This window comes from Catenulispora acidiphila DSM 44928 (genome assembly GCF_000024025.1).
Taxonomy (GTDB): Bacteria; Actinomycetota; Actinomycetes; order Streptomycetales; family Catenulisporaceae; genus Catenulispora; species Catenulispora acidiphila.
Genome location: NC_013131.1, coordinates 7,587,099 through 7,610,609, shown reverse-complemented (window position 1 = coordinate 7,610,609; position 23,511 = coordinate 7,587,099). Strand labels below are relative to the sequence as shown.

The 23,511-nt window shown below is 69.1% G+C and carries 22 protein-coding genes; 11 read left to right on the top strand and 11 right to left on the bottom strand.

What is annotated here, in order from left to right; all coding sequences use genetic code 11:
* Positions 1 to 43: 43 nt before the first annotated feature.
* Positions 44 to 505: a hypothetical protein gene (locus CACI_RS32705; protein ID WP_049871775.1), complete on the bottom strand. Its 462-nt coding sequence runs from the start codon at positions 503 to 505 to the stop codon at positions 44 to 46.
* 11 nt (positions 506 to 516) lie between these two features.
* Positions 517 to 1,989, bottom strand: a complete 1,473-nt coding sequence (locus tag CACI_RS32700; protein ID WP_015795175.1) for an APC family permease — start codon at positions 1,987 to 1,989, stop codon at positions 517 to 519.
* Between the two features lie 285 nt (positions 1,990 to 2,274).
* On the opposite strand from CACI_RS32700, the gene CACI_RS32695 reads away from it, so the two are divergent.
* The 7 genes from CACI_RS32695 to CACI_RS32665 all read left to right on the top strand — a co-directional run bounded on the left by CACI_RS32695 (position 2,275) and on the right by CACI_RS32665 (position 7,013).
* Positions 2,275 to 2,664, top strand: a complete 390-nt coding sequence (locus CACI_RS32695) for an SHOCT domain-containing protein (RefSeq protein ID WP_015795174.1) — start codon at positions 2,275 to 2,277, stop codon at positions 2,662 to 2,664.
* A gap of 50 nt (positions 2,665 to 2,714) precedes the next feature.
* Positions 2,715 to 3,155 carry a DUF6325 family protein gene (locus CACI_RS32690; RefSeq protein WP_015795173.1) on the top strand — a complete coding sequence of 147 codons (441 nt, stop codon included), beginning with the start codon at positions 2,715 to 2,717 and terminating at the stop codon, positions 3,153 to 3,155.
* 10 nt (positions 3,156 to 3,165) lie between these two features.
* Positions 3,166 to 3,462, top strand: coding sequence for an SHOCT domain-containing protein (locus CACI_RS32685; protein WP_041540587.1), 297 nt, complete (start codon positions 3,166 to 3,168; stop codon positions 3,460 to 3,462).
* Between the two features lie 180 nt (positions 3,463 to 3,642).
* Positions 3,643 to 3,972, top strand: a complete 330-nt coding sequence (locus CACI_RS32680; RefSeq protein ID WP_015795171.1) for a hypothetical protein — start codon at positions 3,643 to 3,645, stop codon at positions 3,970 to 3,972.
* Between the two features lie 125 nt (positions 3,973 to 4,097).
* Complete coding sequence (locus tag CACI_RS32675) at positions 4,098 to 5,099, top strand: hypothetical protein (RefSeq protein ID WP_015795170.1); 1,002 nt, start codon at positions 4,098 to 4,100, stop codon at positions 5,097 to 5,099.
* 143 nt (positions 5,100 to 5,242) lie between these two features.
* A complete protein-coding gene (locus CACI_RS32670; RefSeq protein WP_015795169.1) occupies positions 5,243 to 5,650 on the top strand; it encodes a DUF7144 family membrane protein in 408 nt (135 codons plus the stop codon).
* A gap of 40 nt (positions 5,651 to 5,690) precedes the next feature.
* On the top strand, positions 5,691 to 7,013 hold the full coding sequence (locus tag CACI_RS32665) for a diacylglycerol/lipid kinase family protein (protein ID WP_015795168.1): 1,323 nt from the start codon (positions 5,691 to 5,693) through the stop codon (positions 7,011 to 7,013).
* On the opposite strand, the gene CACI_RS32660 is transcribed toward CACI_RS32665, so the two are convergent.
* Both CACI_RS32660 and CACI_RS32655 read right to left on the bottom strand, forming a co-directional pair.
* Entirely contained in the window at positions 7,010 to 7,585 is a 576-nt protein-coding gene (locus tag CACI_RS32660; protein WP_223297313.1) for a hypothetical protein, read from the bottom strand. The genes CACI_RS32665 and CACI_RS32660 overlap by 4 nt on opposite strands.
* Positions 7,548 to 9,278: a SulP family inorganic anion transporter gene (locus tag CACI_RS32655; RefSeq protein WP_015795166.1), complete on the bottom strand. Its 1,731-nt coding sequence runs from the start codon at positions 9,276 to 9,278 to the stop codon at positions 7,548 to 7,550. The genes CACI_RS32660 and CACI_RS32655 overlap by 38 nt, the downstream gene beginning before the upstream one ends.
* A gap of 176 nt (positions 9,279 to 9,454) precedes the next feature.
* Between CACI_RS32655 and CACI_RS32650 the strand changes: the two genes are divergently transcribed.
* Complete coding sequence (locus CACI_RS32650) at positions 9,455 to 9,781, top strand: hypothetical protein (protein WP_041540586.1); 327 nt, start codon at positions 9,455 to 9,457, stop codon at positions 9,779 to 9,781.
* A 67-nt stretch (positions 9,782 to 9,848) separates the two neighbouring features.
* Positions 9,849 to 10,364 (top strand): hypothetical protein, encoded by a 516-nt coding sequence (locus CACI_RS32645; RefSeq protein ID WP_015795164.1) that lies wholly within the window; start codon positions 9,849 to 9,851, stop codon positions 10,362 to 10,364.
* A gap of 189 nt (positions 10,365 to 10,553) precedes the next feature.
* On the opposite strand, the gene CACI_RS32640 is transcribed toward CACI_RS32645, so the two are convergent.
* Positions 10,554 to 11,672 carry a carboxylate-amine ligase gene (locus CACI_RS32640; protein ID WP_015795163.1) on the bottom strand — a complete coding sequence of 373 codons (1,119 nt, stop codon included), beginning with the start codon at positions 11,670 to 11,672 and terminating at the stop codon, positions 10,554 to 10,556.
* A 148-nt stretch (positions 11,673 to 11,820) separates the two neighbouring features.
* Here CACI_RS32640 and CACI_RS32635 point away from each other — a divergent pair, with 148 nt between their 5' ends.
* A complete protein-coding gene (locus tag CACI_RS32635) occupies positions 11,821 to 12,654 on the top strand; it encodes a class II glutamine amidotransferase (RefSeq protein ID WP_015795162.1) in 834 nt (277 codons plus the stop codon).
* Positions 12,655 to 12,685: 31 nt separating this feature from the next.
* Here the strand turns inward: CACI_RS32635 and ypfJ are convergent, their stop codons facing one another.
* Complete coding sequence (ypfJ, locus tag CACI_RS32630; protein WP_015795161.1) at positions 12,686 to 13,597, bottom strand: KPN_02809 family neutral zinc metallopeptidase; 912 nt, start codon at positions 13,595 to 13,597, stop codon at positions 12,686 to 12,688.
* 209 nt (positions 13,598 to 13,806) lie between these two features.
* Positions 13,807 to 15,246 carry a class I adenylate-forming enzyme family protein gene (locus CACI_RS32625; protein WP_015795160.1) on the bottom strand — a complete coding sequence of 480 codons (1,440 nt, stop codon included), beginning with the start codon at positions 15,244 to 15,246 and terminating at the stop codon, positions 13,807 to 13,809.
* A 302-nt stretch (positions 15,247 to 15,548) separates the two neighbouring features.
* Here CACI_RS32625 and CACI_RS32620 point away from each other — a divergent pair, with 302 nt between their 5' ends.
* Positions 15,549 to 16,676 (top strand): endo-1,4-beta-xylanase, encoded by a 1,128-nt coding sequence (locus tag CACI_RS32620; RefSeq protein WP_015795159.1) that lies wholly within the window; start codon positions 15,549 to 15,551, stop codon positions 16,674 to 16,676.
* A 94-nt stretch (positions 16,677 to 16,770) separates the two neighbouring features.
* Here the strand turns inward: CACI_RS32620 and CACI_RS51600 are convergent, their stop codons facing one another.
* The 4 genes from CACI_RS51600 to CACI_RS32600 form a co-directional block, all read right to left on the bottom strand.
* A complete protein-coding gene (locus CACI_RS51600; RefSeq protein ID WP_049871774.1) occupies positions 16,771 to 17,352 on the bottom strand; it encodes a hypothetical protein in 582 nt (193 codons plus the stop codon).
* A 740-nt stretch (positions 17,353 to 18,092) separates the two neighbouring features.
* Positions 18,093 to 21,323, bottom strand: a complete 3,231-nt coding sequence (locus CACI_RS32610; RefSeq protein WP_015795157.1) for a CHAT domain-containing protein — start codon at positions 21,321 to 21,323, stop codon at positions 18,093 to 18,095.
* A gap of 8 nt (positions 21,324 to 21,331) precedes the next feature.
* Positions 21,332 to 23,008 (bottom strand): CATRA conflict system CASPASE/TPR repeat-associated protein, encoded by a 1,677-nt coding sequence (locus CACI_RS32605; RefSeq protein WP_015795156.1) that lies wholly within the window; start codon positions 23,006 to 23,008, stop codon positions 21,332 to 21,334.
* Positions 23,005 to 23,385, bottom strand: a complete 381-nt coding sequence (locus CACI_RS32600; protein ID WP_015795155.1) for a CATRA system-associated protein — start codon at positions 23,383 to 23,385, stop codon at positions 23,005 to 23,007. The genes CACI_RS32605 and CACI_RS32600 overlap by 4 nt, the downstream gene beginning before the upstream one ends.
* Positions 23,386 to 23,511: the final 126 nt, after the last annotated feature.

Below are 23,511 nucleotides of genomic sequence, written 5' to 3'. Positions count from 1 at the left end.
TCTCCTGGTGGTGTGCCTGGGCCGGGGAGGTGCCCGGAGTACCTCACCGGCGCACCGTCGTGCCGGTCTTGAGGTCGTCGACGTTGTCCTGGAACGCGTCCAGGTGCTGCGGGCAGTAGACCTTGATCACGAGCGCCTCGGCCGCCACGGCCTTGCGGTCGGCGATCACCGGGCGCATGCCGGGCCCGGCGGCGCCGTTGGACATGTTGTCCAGCCACTGCGCCTTGCTCAGCGCTCCGGTCGGGTCCTTGCACACGGCACCGCCGCTGGTGCCCAGGAGCGCGACGACCGTCTCCTCGTCGGGCAGCGGATATCCGGCCGCGACCATCAAGGTCTGGAGCTCCTTCGCCTTGGCGCGCGCCTGCTCGTCGTTCTGATGCTGGGAGAAGACCACCATTGCGACGATCGCCGCGATGACGAAGACTGCGATGCCGCCGATGAACAGCCACTTGTTGTGCTCTTTGTGGTGACCGGTGTCAGGGGTCTGGGGCGGCGGGGTCGCCATGTTCTGACTCATCACGCACCGCCCTCGGCTGCCGGCTCCCCATCGGCGCGGCGCCAGGAGGGTTTGCGCGCCTTGAGGAACCCGAACGGGATGAGGAACCCGAGCAGGAGCAGGCCGCCGGCGATGATCAGCACGTAGGACCAGACGCTGCCGCTGCCGAACTGCGAGGAGGGCACGAACCCGATGACCATCGCCGCCGCCGAGGCGAGCAGACCCATCACGCACAGGGGTCCGAGCAGCGGGGCGCGGAAGCCGCGCGGATGGTCCGGCTGCAGCTTGCGCAGGCGCATCGCCGCGACGAACATCAGGAGGTACATGATCAGGTAGACCTGCGTCGTGATCACCGAGAAGATCCAGTACGCCCCGGACACGCTCGGGATCAGCGCGTACATCAGCGCGATCAGCGTGGTCACGGCGCCCTGGGCGACCAGGATGTTCTGCTGGACGCCGTTCTTGTTGAGCTTCTGCAGGTACGGAGGCAGGTAGCCCTCCTGGCGCGAGATCATCAACAGCCCTTTGGACGGTCCGGCCAGCCAGGTCAGCATGCCGCCGACGGACGCCGCCACCAGCCCGACCGCCACCAGCGGCGTCAGCCAGCCGATGCTGAAGTACTGGAAGAAGGCGTCGAACGCCTGCATCACGCCGGCCGTGAGACTCAGCTGCGCCGAGGGCACCACCCAGCTGATCGCCAGCGCCGGCAGGATGAAGATCAGCAGCACCAGTCCCATCGCCAGGAACATCGACTTGGGGAACTCCTTGCCCGGGTTCTTCAGCGAGGAGACGTGCACCGCGTTCATCTCCATGCCGGAGTAGCTCAGGAAGTTGTTGACGATCAGCACCAGGCTCGCCACTCCCGTCCATTGCGGGAAGATGGAGCCGGCGTTCATCGGCGCGGCGGAGGGGTTGCCCTGGCCGAGGAAGACGATGCCCAGCACGACCAGCAGTACGCCGGGGATCAGCGTGCCGATGATCAGCCCGAACGAGGCCATCCCGCCGACCCCGCTGGTCCCGCGCGAGGAGATCCACACCCCGGACCAGTACACGACCATGATGACGATCGCGGTGTAGAGGCCGTTGTCGGCCAGCTGGGGATTGATCACGTAGGCGATGGTGCTGGCGACATACCCGAGCAGCGTCGGATAGTAGAAGATCGTCATCGCGAACTGGCACCACACCGCCAGGAAGCCCAGCCGCTTCGACAAGCCTTGGGCGACCCAGTTGTAGACCCCGCCGTCCCAGCCCGACGCCAACTCGGCCGAGACCAGCGCCGTGGGCAGCAGGAACACGATCGCCGGCACGACGTACAGGAAGATGCAGGCCAGACCGTAGACGGCCATCGTCGGCGAGGCCCGCAGGCTGGCCACCGAACTGGTGGTCATGAACGCGAGCGTCAGCCACGTCAGGCGCGGCTTGGCGACCGCCTTCGCGACGGCTGCGCGCCGCCTCCCGCCCGCCCCCTCAAGGGGGACATCCATCGACGTCATCAGCTCTCCCGTTCTCGCTCCGCCCGCGGAGGCAGGAGGTTGATCGACCTTTGACGTCAGAGTAGGAAGTCGCGTTCAAGCTCGCGCCGTGGAATGGGCCATATGGGCAGCTGCGAGCGCTCCGCCAGGCGGTACGGGCCCTGCCGGCAGCCGTCGCCCGACTGGCGCAGCGCGGTTGCGGTTCGCGGCCGGCGGGATCTGGATGGAACTAGATCTCACGGTGTGCGTGTGCCGCGTGGAAGAGGAGTTCCAGGCCTTGCCCCGGTGTGGAAAAGGAGCTCACACATGTCTCATCCCCTGCTCAACGCGTTCTGGATGATCTTCTGGTTCTTCCTGTGGATCATGTGGTTCATGCTGCTGTGGCGCATCATCTCCGACGTCTTCGGGGACCACGACCTGAGCGGTTGGGCCAAGACCGGCTGGATCATCTTCGTGTGCGTCCTGCCGTTCCTGGGCGTGTTCATCTACCTCATCGTCCGCGGGAAGTCGATGACCGCCCGGCAGATCCAGCGGGCCCAGGCGAACCAGCAGCAGTTCGACGACTACGTGCGCCAGACCGCCTCGACGACCCCGAGCAACAGCGCCGAGGAGTTGTCCAAGCTCGCCACGCTGAAGGCCGACGGCGTCCTCAGCGAGGCGGAGTTCCAGCAGGCCAAGCAGAAGATCCTCGCCTGAGGCGGCTCTGCACGACCGACCGCACGGACAAGACCATCTAGGGAGTCGGCATGAGCGACGATCTCGAACTCGGACCCGTCGACTATCTCGTCGTCGAGTTCCCCCGCACGGACATGCACGGTGAAGGCATGCCGCTCCTGGTCGACCTGGTGGAGCGCGGCATCATCCGGATCCTGGACCTCACCTTCGTGGCCAAGGACGAGGACGGGTCGGTGACGGTGCTCGATCTCGCCGACGAGGGCGCAGACGGACGGCTCGAACTGTCCGTCTTCCAAGGCGCCGCCTCCGGGCTGCTCGGCGAGGAGGAGATCGCCGAAGCCACCTCGGTCATGACGCCGGGGACCTCGGCCGGGATCTTGGTGTACGAGAACACCTGGGCCGCACCGTTCGTCGGCGCTTTACGGCGCAACGGGGCGCAGGTCGTCGCCACCGGCCGGATCCCGGTGACCGACCTGCTCGAAGCCCTCGAGACCACCGGTTCCGGCGGCTGAAGGGAGTCTGATCATGGGTTTGCTCAGAGGAGTCGCGCGCACCGCGGTGGTCGCGGGTACGGCGACAGCGGTGTCCAACAGGGTGTCGCGGCGACAGGGCGGGCGCTGGGCCCAGCAGGAGGCGGCGGCGCAGCCGGCGCAAGCGCCTCCGCCGGCCGCCGCGCCGGCTCCGGCACCCCAGACGCCCCAGGCGCCGTCGATGGACGACAAGCTCGCCCAGTTGAAGGACCTCGGCGATCTGAAGGAAAGCGGTGTTCTCTCCGAGGCGGAGTTCGCAGCGCAGAAGCAGAAGATCCTGGGGACCTGAAGACCTGGTCCGCCGCTCCGCTCGCCGGTCGCGACCCGCCGCAATGGGTCCTGACCAGCGACGATACCCGAAGTGCGGGCCGCCGTAAGCGCTCTTAGCATCGAATCGCGAGCCGCCGACAGGGCTTGCGCCTTTCTCCGACTTCTGTCGGTTCGACCCTCGAAGAGAAGGCAGCCCACCATGGCCATGACATCCCCGACCCCGGTGCTGGACACCATCGCGGCGATGACGATCGACTCGCTCGAACGCTGCAGCATGGACCCCCGCACGCTCGTCCTCACCCGTCTGGCCGCGCTGTGCGCCATGGACGCCCCGCCGATCTCCTACCTCGCCCACGTCGGGCCGGCCCAGGAGGCGAACGTGACCCTCGAGCAGGTCCAGGACCTGCTCGTCGCGATCGCCCCGGTGGTCGGCACGGCGCGGGTCATGTCCGCCGCGGGCCACATCACCGAGGCTCTCGGTTTCGCGATCACGGTGGCCGAGGACGAGAACGGCGCCATGAAGAAGTAGCGCGTACGCCGACGACCCCGGGTGTGCCGCACCGAAAAGGCCGGCGCGCCCGGGGTCGTCCGCACATCCCCCTCCAGCGATGCCCGCGCCACGGGTCCGGCGGGCTCGCGGACGAAGGAGCGACCATGGCAGCCGGGGCGAGCGCGCCGTCGGTGGACGACGGCGGGGCGCACCCGGATCGAGGTCTGGCGCGCATGCTGCTGCGGATCGTCCTGCGCGATCCCGGCCACCTCCCGGAGAACCTGGCGGACTTCTCGCTGAAGATGCTGAGCCCAGGTGTCCCCGCCTACGTCAGCAAGCTGCGTCAGCTGAACCCGGATGCCGACGTCTTCGAGCTGCAGCGCATGGTCGCCGAGCAAGGGGCACGGGAGGCTTCGCGGGAAGGCGGATTCGTCGGCGGGCCCATGATCGCCTTCGTCCCCGTGGCCTTCGTCGCCGCGCTGCTGGCGCAGATCAAGATGATGCTGCGCATGGCCGCTCTGTCGGAGCGCGATCCTCAAGAGCCGCAGCGCGCCGCCGAGCTGCTGGTGATCATGGACGTCTATCCGGACGTGGGCCGAGCCGCGGCGGCGATGAAAGCCCTGCCCTCGGCGCGGACTCCCGCCAGGAGAAGACGCCGTGCCGTCTACGCCATGGTCGACCTGATCCGGCGCATGGCCAAGCTGCTCGGGCTGATCTCGCCGGCGGCGGTCACCCCGGTGGGCAAGCTGGTCCGCCTCGGACGATGGCTGCTGCTCGGCCTGGCCTTCGCCGTCGGCATGGTGGTGCCGCTGATCTGGCTTCCGTACCTGTCCATGTCGTACTACCGCGGCACCGTCGAGCTGGCCGAACGGGTATCGGTCTTCTACTGGGGACCGGACAGGGTCATCCACCTGCCCCGCAAGGCCTCCGACGTCCCAGGGCTGGCGGCGGCCACGGTGCGGGCGCTGGGCTCGCTGGCCCTGATCGTGGGCGGGATCGCATTGTTCCTGGCGCTGGACATCCAGATCGGCGGGAACTCCTGGCCCGCGCTGCTGTCGCTGGTGATCGCCTTCTCCGCGACGACCGGTCTCCTCTGGTACGCCAGGCGCATCCGCCACCGGCATCGTCACGACCACCGGCACCGCCACGAGCCTCACCGGGTATGAAAATTTCCCACCTTTCACACGAATGGTCCGCCATCACTCGCTGGACGTCAGCAGCCGATGAAGCATGGGAAGTCGTACCTGATCGCGCGGGTGCGGCCCGGCTACGCGCACCCGCTTTGTGCGCGAGTGGAGATGAACCAGCGATGAGCCAAACCACGGTTCCCCGCACCGCGTCCCCAACCCCGCACCGCGCGGTCTTCGCCGGCGTGCTGCTGATGCTCTCCGGGGTGATGAACGTCCTCCAGGGGATCACCGCGATCGCCAAAGACGATTTCTACGTGCACATCGGCAACTACGCCTACAAGTTCTCCCTCACCTCCTGGGGCTGGATCCACCTGATCCTCGGTATCGCGGTCGCGATCGTCGGCTGGGGCGCCTACAGCGGAGCCCGCTGGGCCCGCGTCACCGGTGTCGCCGTCGTCTGCGTGGCGATGCTCGGCAACTTCCTGTGGCTGCCGTATCAGCCCTGGTGGGCCGTGACCCTCCTCGCGATCGACGGTTTCGCGCTCTGGTCTCTCATCGGGCATGGCGACGAGCCGGCACGGTACTGAGAACCCGCAGCGCGCCATCCCCTCGGGCCGGACGGAATCGATGGGCTCCCAGCGGCGGGCACACCGGCTGGCCCGCACCGCCTTCGCGCTCGGCCTCGCCGCCGTAGGACTCCTGATCACGGCCACGGGGCTCGGCGGCGCCGTAGCCGTCGCGCTGATCGCGGTCGCGGCGCTCGCGCTGGCCGCGGTCGGCGGATGGTGGGCGCTGACCCACCACGGCATAGCGCGGGCCGCGGGCCTGGTGATCGCGATCGGCGCGCTGGTGGCGATGGTCGTGCTCTACGCCGGCTCGACCGTCCGCTGGCTCGTCGTCCTGGGCGCCGCCGTAGTCTGGTGCGCCGCTCTGGCCTGCGCCCGCGCCGCGCTGCGCGCCGACCACGCCGGCCACGGCACGGGGAGCCGGGCCACGCCGCCGCCGCGCCGTCCGCTGCTGATCATGAATCCGGCCTCCGGCGGCGGCAAGGTCGGGCGGTTCGATTTGGTTCGGCGAGCCGAGGCGCTCGGCTGCCGGGTGGTGCTGCTGGACGTCTCGCAGCACCAGGACGTCGCCGCCATCGCCCGGCAGGCGCTCGCCGACGGCGCGGACCTGCTCGGTGTGGCCGGCGGCGACGGCACGCAGGCCCTGGTCGCCGGGGTCGCCGCCGCGCACGGCGTGCCCTTCCTGGTGATCTCGGCCGGCACCCGCAACCACTTCGCCCTGGACCTCGGTCTGGACCGCGAGGATCCGAGCCGCTGCCTGGACGCCCTCGCCGACGGCGTCGAACTGCGCGTCGACCTCGGCGAGGTGGCAGGGCGGACCTTCGTGAACAACGCCTCCTTCGGCGTCTACGCCGAGATCGTGCAGCGTCCGGAATACCGGGACGCCAAAGCCGCCACCACGCTCGCCGAACTCCCGGACCTGCTGACGGGTTACTCCGGAGCCAAGCTCACGGCGCGCGTCGACGGCGTCGTGCTGCCGGAGCCGCAGGCCCTGCTGGTGAGCAGCAACCCGTACGACACGGGGTGGTACGGATCAGGCCGCCGCCCCAGGCTGGACACCGGAGAGCTCGGTGTCATCGGGCTGACAGTGCGCACCGCGGCGCAGGCGGCGGACTTGGCCCTGCTCGGCGAACAGTCCCGCACCCTCACCGCGATGACGGCCCAGGAGGTCGTCGTCACCGCCGATACCGAGACGATCGGGGTCGGGGTGGACGGCGAGGCCCTCACGCTCGCCGTTCCGGTCCGCTGCCGCATCGTGCCCGGAGCTCTGCGGGTCCGGGTGCCGCGCGAACGTCCCGGGGTGGCGCCGGCACGGCAGAGGGTCGACTGGCGCCGGCTCGGTGCGCTGGCGCTGGGCCGTTCGGGGTCTTCCGGTGCGGCCTAGTGCAGGTGCAGAAGCACCAGATTCTTGAGTCCGATCATGATCAGCCCGAGGCCCACCGCGGTCGCGCTTGCCCCGGCCAGGCGCCAGCCGGTGAGGTGCGCCGCGCGGGCCGCCGACCAGCTGTGCACCCCGAGCAGCAGCACGACGGCCACGAGCCCGAGGTTCGCGGCGGTCAGTTCCGTGGCTCCGGCCAGGCGCGCGACGACCGCGGACGCCAGCGGAATGAACGACGCCGTGACCATGGGCCAGGTGTCGGCGAGCGCGTGCCTGACGTGCTGCATCGATGGCAGGTGTCCGTCTTCGATCTGTTCGCCCAGCAGTTCGGCGTACTCCTCGGCCAGCCAATAGACCACCAGGGTGACGACCACCGCGACCACGAGGGCCGCGGTCGACAGCCCGGAAGTCGCCGCCAGGATCGCCGCGGTGACGATCGCTCCGTAGATGCCGGACGCCCGGCGTCGCCCGACGTTGTGTGGCGCGGCGCCGGACAACCCGCCCTCACCGTTCGTCTCGTCGGTGTCGATCTGCTCCATGTCAGCGTTCTCCATCCGCGAGCCCGGACTCTTCAGCATCGGGAGCCTGGTAGTTCGGCCGTCCGGCCCGGAAGGCGTCCTCCGCGGCGTGGACGGTCGGGAAGACGTGGTCCGGACGGATCGTCCCCGGCTCGAACCGTTCGATCTTCTGCCATACCGGCTCCTGAAGCTCGGCGAAGAACAGCTCGACGCCCCGCTCCTGGAGCTTCTCGGTGAGCTCTTTGAGCGTGTCGCATGCCGTGACGTCGACGTCCGTCATCGACTCGGCCGCGACCAGGACCCAGCGGGTGTCAGCTGTGCGGGCCAGCCGGGTGACCCGGTTGCGGAACGCCTTGACGTTGGCGAAGATCAGCGGCGCGGCGAAGCGGTAGATCACCAGGCCCGGGATGGGCCGCGCCGTCGGATGGGTGTCCAGGTCGTAGTATCCGCGAAGCCCGGGGATCCGTCCGAGCTCGGCCTCGGCGGGCTGCCACGCGCGCCGGAAGACGTTGAGGATCGACAGCAGCACCGCGATCCCGATGCCGGGAAGCACGCCGAGCAGCGCGACGCCGAGGAACGCCACCGCCGAGAGCGCGAACTCGACCCGGCGCTGGTGCCAGAGCCGGATCGTGCCGGGGATGTCGGCCAGCGACAGCGAGGCGCAGATCACCACGGCGGCCAGCGCCGGCTGGGGAAGGTTCCGCAGCAGGCCCGGAGCCAGCACGATCATCAAGGTGATGAGCACCGCGCCGACCACCCCGGTCAGCTGGGTGCGCGCGCCGGAGCGCTCGGCCACCGCGGTGCGGGACCCGCTGGTGCTGACCGGGAAGCCCTGGAAGAGCCCGGCGGCCAGGTTCGCCATCCCGATGCCGAGCATCTCCTTACCGCCGTCGACCTCCTGGCCGGTGCGCTCGGCGAAGGCCGTGGCCGTGGCGATGGTGTCGGCCAGCGAGACCAGCACGATGCCGGCGGCGGCGCCGGCCAGCGGGCCGAGGTCGGACCAGCGCACGTCCGGCCACGTCAGCGGGGGGAACCCCCGGGGCAGCTCGCCGACCAGGCTCACCCCGTGCCCGGCCAGGCCGAACACCGAGGCGGCGGCCACGGACAGCAGAACCATGATCAGAACGGCCGGCGCCTTCGGCAGCCAGTGCTGCAGCACGAGGATGACCACGACCCCGACGATCCCGACGGCGGCGGCCGCCCCGACCGCCTCGCCGCGCGCGAGCCCTCGCAGGAAGCCGCCGATCTCGCGGATGAGCCCTTCGGCGCTGACCTTGAAGCCGAACAGCTTGGGCAGCTGCCCGACCAGGATGGTGAGCGCCAGGCCGTTCAGGTAGCCCATGATCGTGGGCTTGGACAGCAGGTCCGCCACGAAGCCCAGCCGGGCGGCCGCGCCGGCGATCAGCAGCACCGCGACCATGAGCGCCAGCATCGAGGCCAGCGCGACGGCGCGCGCGCTGTCCTGGCCGCCGGCGGCCAGCGGCAGGACGGCGACGGCGATCATCGGCCCGAGCGAGGAGTCCGGACCCAGGACCAGGACCCGGCTGGGACCGAACACCGCGTACGCGAGCAGGCAGGTGATCGACGTGTAGAGGCCGGTGATCGGCGGCAGCCCGGCCAGTTCCGCGTAAGCCATGCCCTGCGGGACGAGCAGGGTGCTCAGAACGACTCCGGCGACAAGGTCCTTGAGGAGCCAGCGGCGCCGGTAGGTCGCAGCTGCCTGCACGCCTGGCACCGAGCGCAAGACCGACACCGTACCTCCACACCAGGAGCCCGCGACCAGGAGCCGATTCAGACAGCGTCCGTCAAGTCGACCACGGGCTCCCGCACCCTGCCAGCCAGCACCTCCTTGGGGATGCAGCGTGACCGTCGGCGGCCGATAATGGGATCATGGCTGGCAAAAGCCCTGATCCGGACTTTCGGCGAAGGATGGAGCGCATCTCCGTGATGCTGTCCGAGATCGCCGTCCGGGAGCGGATCGCCGTGAAGCTGATCACGACATCGATCCGGGTGTTCTGCGCGTTCTTCGTGTTCGCGTTCCTTTTCTCGGGCCTCGGCGCGCTGATCAGGGGCAACACCGACAACGCGGCCATCTTCGGCGGAATCGGGATCCTGCTCGCTCTCGCATGGGGCTCGGTCATCGCTCTGACCTGGGGTTCCCATCACGCGATGCAGCGACTCCGGGACGAGGCCGGACCACGCTCGCCGACGCAGAGCGGAAAAGTTCGCCATCCCACCACCGGGGCAGGCCTGTAGCCCGCGCCATCACCCTTTCAGCTGCCACCAGGTGGCGGACACGCGCTGTCGCGTGGACGTTGAGGGCATGCTGACCACGATCTCGTCGGTACACCGGCGGCGCCTTTCCGTCGGTGCCGCGGCCTTCGCCGTGATGGCTCTGTCGGTGGCCGGATGCGGAAGCGGCTCCTCCTCAGCCGGCGCCAGCGCCTCCTCGCAGGTCTCGTCGGCTGCTTCCAGCCTGGCCTCGCAGGGCGGATCGGCCGCCTCCCAAGCCGCGTCGTCGGCGTCTTCGGCCGCCTCCTCGGCCCTGGCCCAGGTCACCGACGGCGTCACCGCGGCCTCCGATGTGACCGCCGGACCGGCCACCACCGGTTCGGACGGCCGTGCCGAGTGCCCGCTGACCGTGCGCAACCCGACGTCCGATCCCCACGACTACACGATCTCGGTGGCATTCGACGACCCGAACGGCAACCTCCTGGACGCGACGGTCGTCACCGTCTCGGCAGTCCCCGCCAACGGCACGGCGACCGCCACCGCGCGCAGCAACCGCGATCTCTCCGGCTCGATCGCCGCGAAGATCACGGCTGCGGTCCGGCACTGACCGGGGTCGGTTCCGCCACTGACCTGACCAAGATCGGTTCCGCAGCGGACCGGAGCCCGTCCATCGCCGACTATGTTTTTTCGGCGGATCGGCGGATCGGCGGATCGGCGGATCGGCGACCTGCGAACGGCCGCGCTGGCAGGCCTCCGGCGGCGCCCGCGCGGCCCGTATCAGTCTGCGGCTCGCCCCTCACACAGCAGTCCGTTTCACCAGCCCGTCCACCACGTCCGACAAGGACCCCCGGACCTGGAAGTCGGCCCGCTGCTGCGCGGCTCCGCCGCCGGTGGCCCGCACCTCGGCGAGCAGGAGGGCAGCGGTCTCCAGATCGCCTCCGGGCTCAAGGCCCGGCCGGCTGAATTCCAGCAGACTGGCCGCTCGCTCCTCGGCCGACGCGAGCGTGCCGCTCACCGGATCCAGTCCCTCGGCGGCCAGGCCGAACCGGGCCGCCAGGCGGTGGTCCTCGATCAGCCGGTGTTCGTCGGTGCCCGGAACCGGCTGGTCGGCCTGCAGGGCGGCCAGGATCGTCGCGGCCAGACCCCGGACCAGGAGCGCGAGCAAGACCGGGACGTTCAGATCCGGGTTCACGTCGGCGACCCGGATCTCCAGGGTGGGCCAGCGTTCCGAGGGCCGGGTGAACCAGTAGATCATCTTGCGGTCCATGACGGTCCCGGACTCCATGAGGCGGCGTACAGCCCGCTCGTACCCGCCGCCGGTCAAGCTCGGAGCCGGACCGGCGGAGGGCCAGTGCTGGAACTCGAAGTACCGCCAGCTGGCGCAGCCGCGGTCGCGTCCGGCAGCGAACGGGGAGTTGCCCGCGAGCGACTGCAGCAGCGGCATCCACGGCCGGAGCCGCGTGCCCAGCAGCACGGCCCTGTCGCGGTCCAGGGTTCCCAGGTGGATGTGGCAGCCGCTGGGCTCGCTCTCGAACTCGGCCAGCACGTCCGGGAAACGGCGGGCTATCTCCAGATAACGCGGCGACTGCGTCACCGGCAGCGGTCGCCGGGACAGCACTCCGGCGCCCGAGGCGACCAGCCGCGTGTCGAGGCCGGCCGCGGCCTCGATGGCCGCCCCGCGTGTTTCGGCGAGGTCCGCGCGCAGCTCAGCCGCCGTCACGCGGGGCAGCGTGTTGGTCTCTATCTGGGTCTGGAAGAGTTCGCGGTGCATTCGCCCATCCAGGCGGCCGCCGATCCGCGCCAGGACGGCTTCGGCCCTGGGGACCGTGACTGGTTCGCGGCCGTCGACGAGGACGAACTCCTCCTCCAGGCCGAGCGTCAGCACGTCCCGGATCTGTTCCACGGACGAGGCCATGGCGTCCTCCCACACTGAACGACGATGGCTCGCACTCTCTGGTGACGATGCTAGATCTGAAAGACCGATCACGCCGGACGGGCCGGTGCGCCCGGACGTGAACCCGTAGACAATGGCATATGACCGGACTCACGTGAGAGGAAGCGCCATGTGCCGCTGGCTCGCCTACTCAGGCTCGCCCGTCCTGTTGAGCGACGTGCTGTACACGCCGATCCGCTCGTTCATCGACCAGAGCCTGCACTCCGAGCTCGGAGCCGAGACCACCAACGGCGACGGGTTCGGCATCGGCTGGTACGACGGCCGCGACACCCCCGGCATCTTCCGCGGCGTCGAACCGGCGTGGAACGACACGAACCTGCGCGAGGTCTCCGAGCACGTCACCTCGCCCCTGTTCTTCGCCCACATCCGCGCCGCCATCGGGTCCTCGGTCCAACAGACGAACTGCCATCCCTTCCGCTACGGGAAGTGGCTGTGGATGCACAACGGCTTCATCGACGGGTTCGCGAAGATCAAGCGCGACATGGCCTTCGCCGTCGACCCCTCGCTCTACCCCCTCATCGTGGGCACGACCGACACCGAGCTGCTGTTCTACCTGGCGCTCACCTTCGGGCTCGAAACCGATCCGGCGAAGGCCGTGGCCCGGGCCATCGGCTTCGTCGAGGCGCAGGGCCGGAAGGCCGGGATCGACTACCCCTTCCAGGGGACGATCGTGACCAGCGACGGCCATTCCACATGGGCGTTCCGCTATTCGAGCCAGGGCAAATCGCGAACCCTCTTTCTCACGCGCGACGTACCGACTTTGCGGGAGCAGTACCCCGACGCGCCCATCATGCAGAAGGTCTCCGACGACACGCGGTTGGTCGTCTCCGAACCGATCGGCAACCTGCCCGGTGCCTGGCTCGAGATACCCGAGGCCACATACGGCATGGTGCAAAAGGGCAACGACGAGCTCCGCCCTTTCTCGCCTGAACCGCCGGCGTAACCGCGCCGCCCGACGGTTCAGCACAGATCGGTCATATCCCGCCGGCGAACGTGTCGCACGCCTTCAGATCCCCGGTCTGATAGCCGGTCGTGAACCACTTCTGGCGCTGGGCGGCCGACCCGTGGGTCCATGTCTCCGGCGTGACGTTGCCCTGCGTCTCCTGCTGGATCCGGTCGTCACCGACCGCGGACGCCGCGTCGAGGGCATCGGCGATGTTCTGCTGGCTGAGGGCGTCGATGAGGGGATGGCCGCTGGCGTCCTTGGTGGTGGTGGCCCAGTGCGCCCAGATACCCGCGTAGCAGTCCGCCTGTAGTTCGGTGCGGACCGATCCGCCGGTGGCACCCTGGCCGCCCTGCTGGGCCCGTCCGAGCGTGCCTTGCAGGTCCTGGATGTGGTGACCGTATTCGTGGGCGACGACGTAGGCCTGGGCGAAGGGACCGCCCTTCGCTCCGAACTGGCTACGCAGTTCCTGCCAGAAGCCCAGATCGAGGTACACCGTGCGATCGCCGGGACAATAGAACGGACCGACTTGGGTGGTCGCCGGGCCGCAAGCCGTGGAGGTGGAACCGGAGAAGAGCACGGTTGCCGCACGCTGGTAGGTCTTGCCACTGTTAGCGAACGCCGTGCTCCAGTAGTTCTGCACGGAGTCGACGACGGCCACAACACGGCAGTCATCGTTGGCATTGGCATCAGCACCGGTGTGGCACTTGGCGGCGAGCGAGGAATCAACGCCCCCCGGCGACGCCGAAGTCCCGCCGTTGCCGTTGCCTCCACCGCCCATCGTGGCGACCGGAACTCCGACCGCTGCCGCGATGAGGGCGAATATCAGCCCAGCGATACCGCCCCGGCCTCCCGGAAACCCACCGCCCAAAAAGCCACCACCACCCCCGCGTTCGTCACGGACATCGCTGGTGTCCAGCTGGGCTTCAGGATCAAAGGTCATGAAGTGGCTCCCTCCACTAGGCGGACAGACGCTTGAGCCGGTCGCCGAATGTCCAGAGTGGAGGCGGCCAAACCTGGTGCGTGCTCTACGGAATCCGGCATCGCCCCGCCGCCCCAGCGCCGTTTTGACTTCGCCGACGGCAGCATCGACCAGGCTCGGCGTAGTCGGCGTACTCGATTGCTGGAGTGCCGCTGAGCACTACTGGACTACTAGTGGTCCCGGCTCGCGGCTTCAGGCACGCCGCCTCGAAGCAAGCCGAGCAATGCGGCCTTGTCCGGTTTCCCGCTGGCGGCCACCGGGACCTCGGCGAGTTGGGTGATGGTCTCCGGCACGCTGAGCTCGCCGAGGTCGGCGCGGACCGCTTGGCGCAGGCCCGCGTGGTCCAGGCTGTGTCCCGGGCGGGGAACCAGGAAGGCGTGCACCGCCTCGCCGCGCTGGTCGCTCGGGGCGCCGATCACGTACGCCTGGTCCACGTCCTCCTGCGCCGCCAGCAGGCGCTCGATCGGGCCCGCATACACCGGCAGGGCATCCACGATGATGATTTCGCGGGCGCGACCCGTCAGGGACAGGTAGCCGTCCTCCAGCTTCCCGAGATCGCGGGTACGCACAAAGCCATCGGCCGTCAGGGTCTCGGCGGTCAGCTCGGGCTCGTCGAAGTACCCGCACATCTGGTACTGCGTGCGCACATAGATCTCGCCGTCCCGGATGTCCACCTCCACGGAGGGCAGCGGCCGTCCCACGGAGCCGAGCACACCTTGGGCGATGTCCGTCGGAGTCAGCGCGGTGAGCCCACCGGTCTCGGTCAGTCCGTAGGAGGAGTAGACCACCGGGCCGAGCAGTTCGACCGCTTCGGCCAGCCGGTGCGCGGGCAGCGGCGACCCGGCAACCATGATCGCCGCTACGGAGGACATGTCATACTCCGCCGTCCTCAGCGCATCAAGCATCTGATACAGGCGCGGCACGTTCATGATCGTCGCACTGGCGCGCAACCGCTCGAACACCCCGGGAAACAGCGGGCCCTCACCGGCTGCGGGAAGCCGCGGGATCACGGCGGTGCCGCCGGAGAGCAGGCACAGCGCCAGGTAGTCCTGCACCACGGCACTGGCGAGCGTGCCGAACAGCAGATAGCGACCGGTACACCGCGCCAGCTCGACGGTGTCGGCGCACCAGTTCTCAACATCCCACGACCAATGCGAGGACAGCGCCTTGTACGTCTGCATGCAGCCCTTCGGCCGGCCGGTACTGCCGCTGGTGTACGCCACCCGCGCCACATCGTCCGGCCTGGCCAGCACCACAGGGTCAGCCGCCTCACCGCGCAGCAGTTCAGCCACCCGATCACCGGTGAGCACTGCGTCCACGCCGCGCGAGAGCACATGCCGGCGCTGCGGCGCCGAGTACCCGGGATGCACGCCGATCACCCGGCAGCCCACCGTGTAACCCGCGAAATAGGCAGCCACCGCTTCAGCGCTGACGCCCAACTCCATCGCCACTCCACTGCCCGGACCGATACCACTCGATCGCAGTCCGCGGGCAATCGTGCCGATCATGCGCAGCAGTTCGCCGCCGGTCACCGCAAGGTCACCGTCCTCCACAGCGACGTGTTCCGGCCGCGCCGCCAGCGCATGAAGAACGGAGTCTGGGAATGCCATGCGTGCCGCCGCCCTAGCTGCGTCGAGGTGGGTGGGTCTTGCTCCGCTGCCGAGTATCGCGCGGGAAAATCAGAGCATCTTCAGAGCATCGAAACTTATCGAAACTCGAAGCAATCCCACACGACAGAACACTGCCAGGTCATCGACGATATCAAGCCACGTATAAGCAGCAGAACGGCCCAGGTGGTTGACTTCTGCCCGGTCACGGATACAGTCCCTATCGCCGAGTTTTGCGAAAAAGTTTCGGTATCTTCATCGAAACTCGGAGTCCTTGTCTGCTCTCGCGCAAAGGGGTTTCCGCAATGAGGTTCCACCGTCTGGCCGCAGTAGGCGTCGCCGTGGCGACCGCCGTCGCGGCCGCGATCACGGGCTCGGGCGTCGCCGGGGCGAGCTCGAGCTCCTCCGACTCGCTTCGTGCGCTGGCCTCGAAGATCGACCTGCATATCGGGACCGCCGTCGTCCCCTATGACCTCGACAACCCGGACTACGCCAAGATCGCCGCGACCCAGTTCTCGGTGGTCACGCCCGGCAACGAGATGAAGTGGCAGGTGGTGGAGCCGACGCAGGGCACGTACGACTGGTCCGGCGGCGACCGCCTGGTGCAGTTCGCGCAGCAGAATCACCAACTCGTCCGCGGCCACGTCCTGCTGTGGCACAACCAGCTTCCGGACTGGCTGACCACCGGCGTCACCAACGGCACGATCAGTGACGCGCAGCTGCGCGACCTGCTGCACAAGCACATCACCGACGAGGTGACGCACTTCAAGGGCAAGATCTGGCAGTGGGACGTCGCGAACGAGTTCTTCACCGACGACAACCCGTCCCAGCTGAACCCGAACGACTTCTGGATCTCGCACCTGGGCACCGGCGTCATAGCCGACGCCTTCCGCTGGGCCCACGCCGCCGACCCGAAGGCGCTCCTGTTCTACAACGACTACAACATCGCCGGCGAGGACGGAACCAACGCCAAGAGCGACGCCGCCTACACCTTCATCAAGCAGCTGGTCGCCCAAGGCGTCCCGATCAGCGGCGTCGGCGACCAGGGCCACCTCGACACGCAGTACGGCTTCCCCACAAAGATGACCGACGACCTCCAGCGCTTCGCCAACCTCGGCCTGAAGACCGCCATCACCGAAGCCGACGTCCGCACCTTCGTGGACAGCCCCACCACCCAAGTCCCCACCGACCACCTGGCCACCTTCGCCCAGCCATACGAGTACTCCCAGATGCTCCAAGCCTGCCTAGCCGTCAAGCAGTGCATCTCCTTCACAGTCTGGGGCTTCGGCGACACCGACTCCTGGATCCCCGGCTGGTTCACCAACGAGGGCTACGCAAACCTCTACGACGTCAACCTCGCCCCCAAGCCCGTCGTCGCAGACCTGCAGCAAGACCTGAAACTCGCCGCCCACGGCGCCCAGCACCGCAGCTGACCGAACCGCACCGGGTCCGTGTCCGTGTCCCACTCTTCCGTTCGACAGCCAGGTCAGAGGTTTTCTGACCTGGCTGTCGACATCCCTTGCGGTGTTAAGGGTTCGACAGTGCCAGGCGCCAGGTCCCGTCGCTGGTGACCACCAGGTAGTAGGGCCCTGATGAGAAGGTCGTCTGCGCGACGTCGGAGCCTGTGAAGTCTCCGATCTCGTTGAACACGAGGTCGACGTCGTCTCCGTTGGCGTCGATGACTTTGACCGCGAAGTTGGCTTGGCCGCTGTTGGTGCCGTCGACCTTGAACGGGCCGCCGGCGTTGAACGGTCCGACGACTTTGTCGCCCTTCCCGTTGTAGGCCTGGGGGAGCGCGACGGGTGATACCGCGCGCGGCTGGGTGATGGTGATGTTCCAGGCCGCGTCTGCTGTGACGTTCAGGAGGTAGTCACCTGCGGGCAGGCCTTCGGCCGTGGTGCCGGTGTAGGTGCCGATCGTGTTGGCGAGCAGGTCGACTTCGTTTCCGGTGGCGTCGAGGAGTTCGACGGCGAAGTTGGCGTCGCAGTCGGCGCACGAGGAGGTGAACTCGGTGAGTCCGCCTGCGACGGTGAACTTCCGGCTGGTCTGCTGGCCGGAGCCGGCGAGCGAGATCGGAGCGATCGTGGGCGCCGGTCCCGCGGCCTTCACGGGGGGAGCGGCGGTCGCGGCGTGGGATGTCGTGGTCGTCGCCGGCGGCTTCGAGGTCGAGGAGGGGCGAGGTGAGGGGTGAGGTGTCGTGGACGAGGGGTGGGTCGCGGGGTGAGCTGTCGCGGTGGAGGAGTGAGTCGTCGGGCTCGGCGTCGAGGTGGAAGAGTGAGTCGTCGAACTGGGTTTCGCCGGGGCTCTCGTGCTGGTCGCGGTAGAGCTCGGCGTGGACGAGGCTTTCGACGCGGACTTGGTGGTGTCCTTAGCGCCGAACACGGTGCTGAGTATGACGACGACGACAAGGGCGATGACGCCGCCGGCCACCCACATCCACCGCGGTCTTTTGCGATTCGGCCCTGGCGGTGTTCCAGCACCGTAGGCCGTTGAACCCGGTGGCGGCGGCCCAGGTGTTGCTGGTGCGCCGGGCGGCAGTCCCGTGGCAGCGGACGTCGGATCGGTGGACGGTGGCTCGTCGGACTCGCTGACGTCCACCCAGAACTGCCAGCCGGCCGGGGGAGTGGGCCACGAGGGATCAGGTCGCCAGCCAGGCGGCAGTGTCCAGCCGGGTGGCGGCTTCGGCCAGCCAGGCGGCGGGTTGAACTTCGACGCCATCGGACCTCCAACGGGCCGAATCGCGCTTCAGGTATCTCCGCACCATTATTCCGAGGGAACCCGGCCTCGGCCCGGCCGGCGAAGATCTCCCTACTCCATGTGGGCCAACGAAGGGCAGCGCCCGCGCTGATTCACGTACCTACGTGGATATAGGGCGCCCAGAGGTGAGGGCGTGCTGCGTGACGGTTCCGCTGGCGCAGGACGGCTTCGCGGAGGGCGTGGGCGCAGCGGTCGAGATTGAGATTGAGATTGAGGTCGAGGTCGGTTGGTGCTGCTGTGGGATTGAGCAGCTGTCGATAGAAGGCGCTGGCAACGTTCACGGCGACCAGGTCGTTGGCCATCCACTGAGTGCCGATCACGTGCTGGAAGCCCGCCAGGTGGAAGGCGGTCGCGAGGTGGAGGGACTCGTCGATGAGGCGGCCGGGGGACAGGCCGAGGGCGGTGTCGCAGGCGGAGAGGTATGCCAGGTTGGCGTGGCCGAGGGCGAGTGCGGCCAGGGCTTTCACGGACAGGGGGTCCTGTCGGTGGTCGTGGAGGAGGAGGTGGCCGGCGGCGGGATCGTTGGGGTCGTGGTGGCCGTGGCAGGCGAAGTGGGCTATCGACCGCGTGGTGAGTTCCTGGAGGACTCGCGGCTTCGTCGGGGGTACGCCTTCGGTGCCTGGTTCGGGCTCGATCAGTGTGGCGGGGTCGGGGAGCAGCGGCCTGAGGGCTTCGGCCTCGGCGGCGGAGCCCGGGAGCTTTTCGGCTCCGGGAGTCGTGGGCATCGCGACGATCAGAGAACTGAGGGCTGGGACAGGGGTGCTGGACTGTTGTCGGCTTCGGCGTTCACGGTCGCGCTGGTTTCGGGCTTGGAGGAGGGCGCGGACTGTCGGGACGTAGGACGAGGCCGTCCGGTCCAGGACGGTGCGCCTGGCCGAGGCCGGGGTTTCGCGGTGGTAGCCGGCCGCGTGGATCGGCAGCATGCCGAGGACACCGCCGGTCACCCACCAAATGCGGGGTGCGGGTTCGTCGGCGCCGGGCGGCGTGTGGATGCCGAGGGCGTCGAGGACCGGACCGGCCACGGTGTCCCAAAGCCATTCGAGGACTTCGGACATACCCGGCGAAGTCCCTTGCAAGGCCGAATAGAAGGTGTGTCCTTGGTCGAGCACGGAGTGGATCGTGAGGCCGGGGAGTGGCAGGGCACGAATACCCTCGGCGGTCAGCAGGAGCGCGTGACCACTCGTCAAGGTGACGACGAAGACCACGACCGGTCCCTCTGCGCCCGCAGTCGCCAGCGCAGTAGGGTCCGGGGGCAGGCCGAAGGTGGCGAATCCGTCCTGGGAGCGGATGTGGTCTAGCAGCCGTCGCAGGTCGGCTGTCAGCGAGATCCGGTCCTGCTCGACTGGTGCGGGCAGGTCAGGGTCGGATTCCAGGAGCGCGGTGCGTTCGCCGTCGAGCAGGATGCGCAGCTCGTCGAGGCGGGCGGCCAGCGCGGGATGCTCACGTTCCAGTGCGGCCTGATCGCCGCGGACGTCAAGGCCGCGGCCGAGGAGGACGGCGCGGCCTTGTTCGAGGATCGCCAGGGCGCGCGCTGCTTGCGGCGATGACGGCCGGGGCTGATCGTCCGCCAGTATCGCGGCAGCGGCGTCGTTGGCCACGCCGGTGAGCTCCCCGAGTGCGTACGCCGTGTCCGCGCGGTTCTTATGCCGGGGCGCGAGGAGCGGCAGCAGCGCCACCGCGGTCTCCAGCAGCGCGGCACCTTGGGCCGGATCAGTGCGGGCGATCATGCGCCCGCCGGTGGCTGCGGCCCTGGTCCGGAGCAGCGCTGGCGCGGTCGCCATGTGTGCCGCTTGCGTGCAGAGGCGTACAGCCTCGGCCAGATCTCCAGCCTCCGCCGACTTTTCAAGCCGTACTGCCAGTGTAGAGCCGAGGTTGGTGAGAGCCACGGCATGTTCGAAGCCGCCAGTGACCTCGTGCCCTGCGACCCGCACCGCTTCGCGGCCGGCCGCTACCGCCGCGTCGAGGTCGGCACGGTTGGCGCTGCGCTCGAACCGCCTCCGCAACGCGGTGCTGAGATTGGTGAGAGCCAGGATTCGCACTCGGGCCCACCCCGGATCGGCGGTCGCCTGCCGGCCGACGGCGATCGCCTCGTCCAGGTCGGCACGCCGGTCTGGGAAGGACTCGGCACGGTGCAGGAGGGCCACGGCGAGGTTCAGCCGCCGTGCCGCCTTTGCCGCCTGGTCGGTCTCGGGGGTCAGATCGATCGCCCGCCGGGCCAGAGCGACGGCAGCGTCGAGCCGTTCGGCATCCCCGGTCCGCTCAGCCTGTCTGCGTATTGCCTCGCCGACTCGGGCCACCAGAGCCGGCAGGTCCGGATGGTCCTCGGGCATCGCGGCTGCGGCCGGCAGCCCGGCGTCGACAGCCTCGTCGAGATCCGCCGACATGCCCCCGAGCTCGTAGCGGTCCAGCAGCACGCCGCTGAGGGTCGCGAACCGGTGCCCGCGGGTCGCCGCGCGCGGGTCCGTGGCCGCAGTGGCTGCCCGGGCGGCGTCGACGGCTGCGTTCAGGTCCGCCAGGTCGGCCGTGCGGTGGTAACGCATGTGCGAGACGCTCGCGAGGTTGGCCAGGAAGCGGGACCGGTCCGGGCCCGGCTCGGGCGTCGCGGCCACGGCGTGCCGCGCGGCGTCGACGGCCTCGTCGAGGTCTTGCGGATCACGCTGGTGCTCATAGCGGGCGCGCAAGGCGCCGGACAGGTTCGACATGGCGTTTGCGTGGACCGGATGGCCTGGCGGCGCGGCGGTGACGGAGCGCCGGCCGGCGTCGACCGCCGCGTCCAAGTCCTCCGGCAGGCCGGTTCTCGCGGCGCGGATCTGGAGCGCGCCGCACAGATTCGGCAGATGTGCGGCGTGAGCCGGCCGCCCGGCCGTGGCTGTGGTGATCTGCGTCCAGGCCAAGACCGTGGCCTCGTCGAGCCGCGCTGGATTGAGCGGTTCTGCCACGCCTTTGCGCGCCTGGCTCCGGAGCTGTCGGAGCATCGCCACCGCGTCCGGCACAGCCCGCTCGAGGAGTTCGGGCAGCAGCGGTTCGGGCAGGATTCCCGCTCCGGTCAGGAAACAGGGTGCGAACAAGGTGACCGCTGCGGCGCGTGCCGCCCGACCCGGCTCGTCGTCCATCCCCTGAGACTGGAACCAGTACAAGTAGCCCAACGCGTGCCGGGCTTGAAGGTCGTCATAGCCGGCCGTCAGCAGCTCGTTGAGCGCGTCCGCGAGCCGGCCGCCTTCTTCGAACGCCTCCTGGTCCATGACGGAGGCCAGGCTTCCAGTCTTGGTGACGTGAAAAAGTCGTGCCTGAACCGGCTCGACCAGTTCCCGGCGTACTCCCACGTCGCCTCCTAAGCGGCGAGACCGCGGCGGGACAGCAGGCGGGCGACTGCTACCCCGACGACGAATCCGAATCCTGACACCAGACAGGTCAGGCCGCGCGGCGAGCTGTGGTGGGCCTGCTCGGTCCAGCCGATCGCGACGAGCAACCAGACCAGCGCGGCGCCGCTCAGGCCGGCGGCGATATGGCTGAGCAAGGCCTGCGGGCGGTGGTCGGACGCGGTGGCCAAACGCAGGACGAACGCGGCCAGGAACAGGGTCACGGCGCCGAGGACCGCGACGAGCGGGGCTTTGACCGGTCCCGACACGGGGACCCGGTAGCCGAGCGCCTGCACCGCGGTCAGGACCATGAGCACGGCTCCGATGATCGCCGTCTGGAGCAGGCTGAAACGGTCGCGGTGGTCCTCGGCGGCCTGTCGGTGCTCGTGCAGGCCGTGCTCGACGACCGTCGCGGTGATCTCCGCGACGTCGCGGGTGCGATCGCACGCCGCCGCCACGTACAGGGCGTCGTCGTCGAGACGGGTCGCGAACCAGTCGGCCAGTGCTCGGTCGTCGGTGAGCGGGGTGGCCGGGGGAGTGCCGGGTCGGCTGCCCGTCGTGCCAGGCCGGCCAGACACAGGCCCGCCGACTTCGTTGTCACTCGCGCGAGCTCTGATGTGTCCAGGTCCGCTGACCGCCGAGGCTTGACCTTCTATTCCGCCGTCCTCGCCGAGCGCAGCCGCCATGTTCCACTGCGCGATCTGTACCGTCCGCCGCATCTCGCGCAGCCTGGTCAGCGCGGCGATCAGCCCCGCCGACTGCACCCGTAGTACAGCCAGCCGTGTCGAGGCCGCGACCAGCTCCGCGGGCCCGGCCGGGATCTCGCCCTCCAACAGCTGCAGCAGACGTTCCACCCGGCTGTCCGCCTCCGTGCGCAGTCGGCGCACAGCGTCGCCGCCGGCATGGATGCGCAGCTCATGACGGATCTTCGCCATGTGCATCAGATAGCGCCCGAACGGCGGCACCTCAGCCTCGCCGCGCGTCCACACCCAGGCGTCCATCAGCTTCTCGTCGCGGCGAGAGGCCACGACGGCGAAGCGGCGCACAGCTCGGTCGTCGGGGCGCGAGGCGGTCTCCCACAGGAGCAGACCCGAGTCGGTGCGATGGCCGCGCCGCCACCAAGCCTCGTCCGTATCAGGATGCTGAGGCATGGCCTCCCGTACTCCGGAAGGTGCGGCGACGCCGTCGGGCATGGTGTTGACCAGGGCAAGGAAGAGCCGGGCCTCGCCCAGCGGGACAGCGTTCGGCGTGCCCGCACCCGCGCTTGCTCCTGCCGTCACCACCGCCGACCACCGTGCCTCCAACTCGCTCCACCCGAGCCGCTCGGCCGCATCGGGGGCGATCATGACGGCGAGGCAGTAGACGTCGCGCTCGCGGACGACGAAAGCCTGCACGATCCCCTCCGCGACCGATTGGCGCGCGGCCGCCGGTCCGAGGACGGACGGCGCGGCCAAGGTCGGCGGCAGTTCGACGGGCATACCGAGCCGCGGGACCGGCGTCGTCATGCCGAGCGAATCACCGCAGGCCGTCCATAGGTCGCGTAAGCGCGCGTAGGAGGCTCGGGCGTGTTCGCCCTCAGCGGAGAAGAAGACATGGACCGCCAGTGCCTGGGCGGTCGGCGACGGTGACGGCCGTGGCTGCGGCGTCATGCTTCCGGGTCAGCCGTTTGCGAAAGCCCTGTGTCGTCGGCGGCATCCTCGGCGTCGTCGGCATCAGCGTCATCGACCAGCCGCACCAGCCGCTCAATCAGCTTGTTGACGCGCTCGCGCACACGAGCCGGAGCCGGTACCACCGGCCGATCGCCGAGCCTCGTGGAGACTCGTGGCGGGGCGAGCAGTTCCATCGTGGCGACCGTGTCCTCGAACGTCTGCAACGAGCCGCCGTCGAGGGCTGACTCCATTCCCGCCAGCGCATCGTCGACCCGATTCCAGCGGCGTTCGGGAAACTCCCACTCAAGCGTCCGCCGCAGCAGTGCGTGAGCCTCCGCGTAGACAATCCCCTGATAGTTTCTCGGTTTCCCGCTCATCCCGCCCCTTCGCGCCGGCGCTCCGCGTTATCAGGCTACAACCGCACGTCACACCGCTATAAGAATACGTATTCAGGGTTTCCCCGACTTATCCGCAGTGGGGAGATCATCGTCCGTAGACTTTTC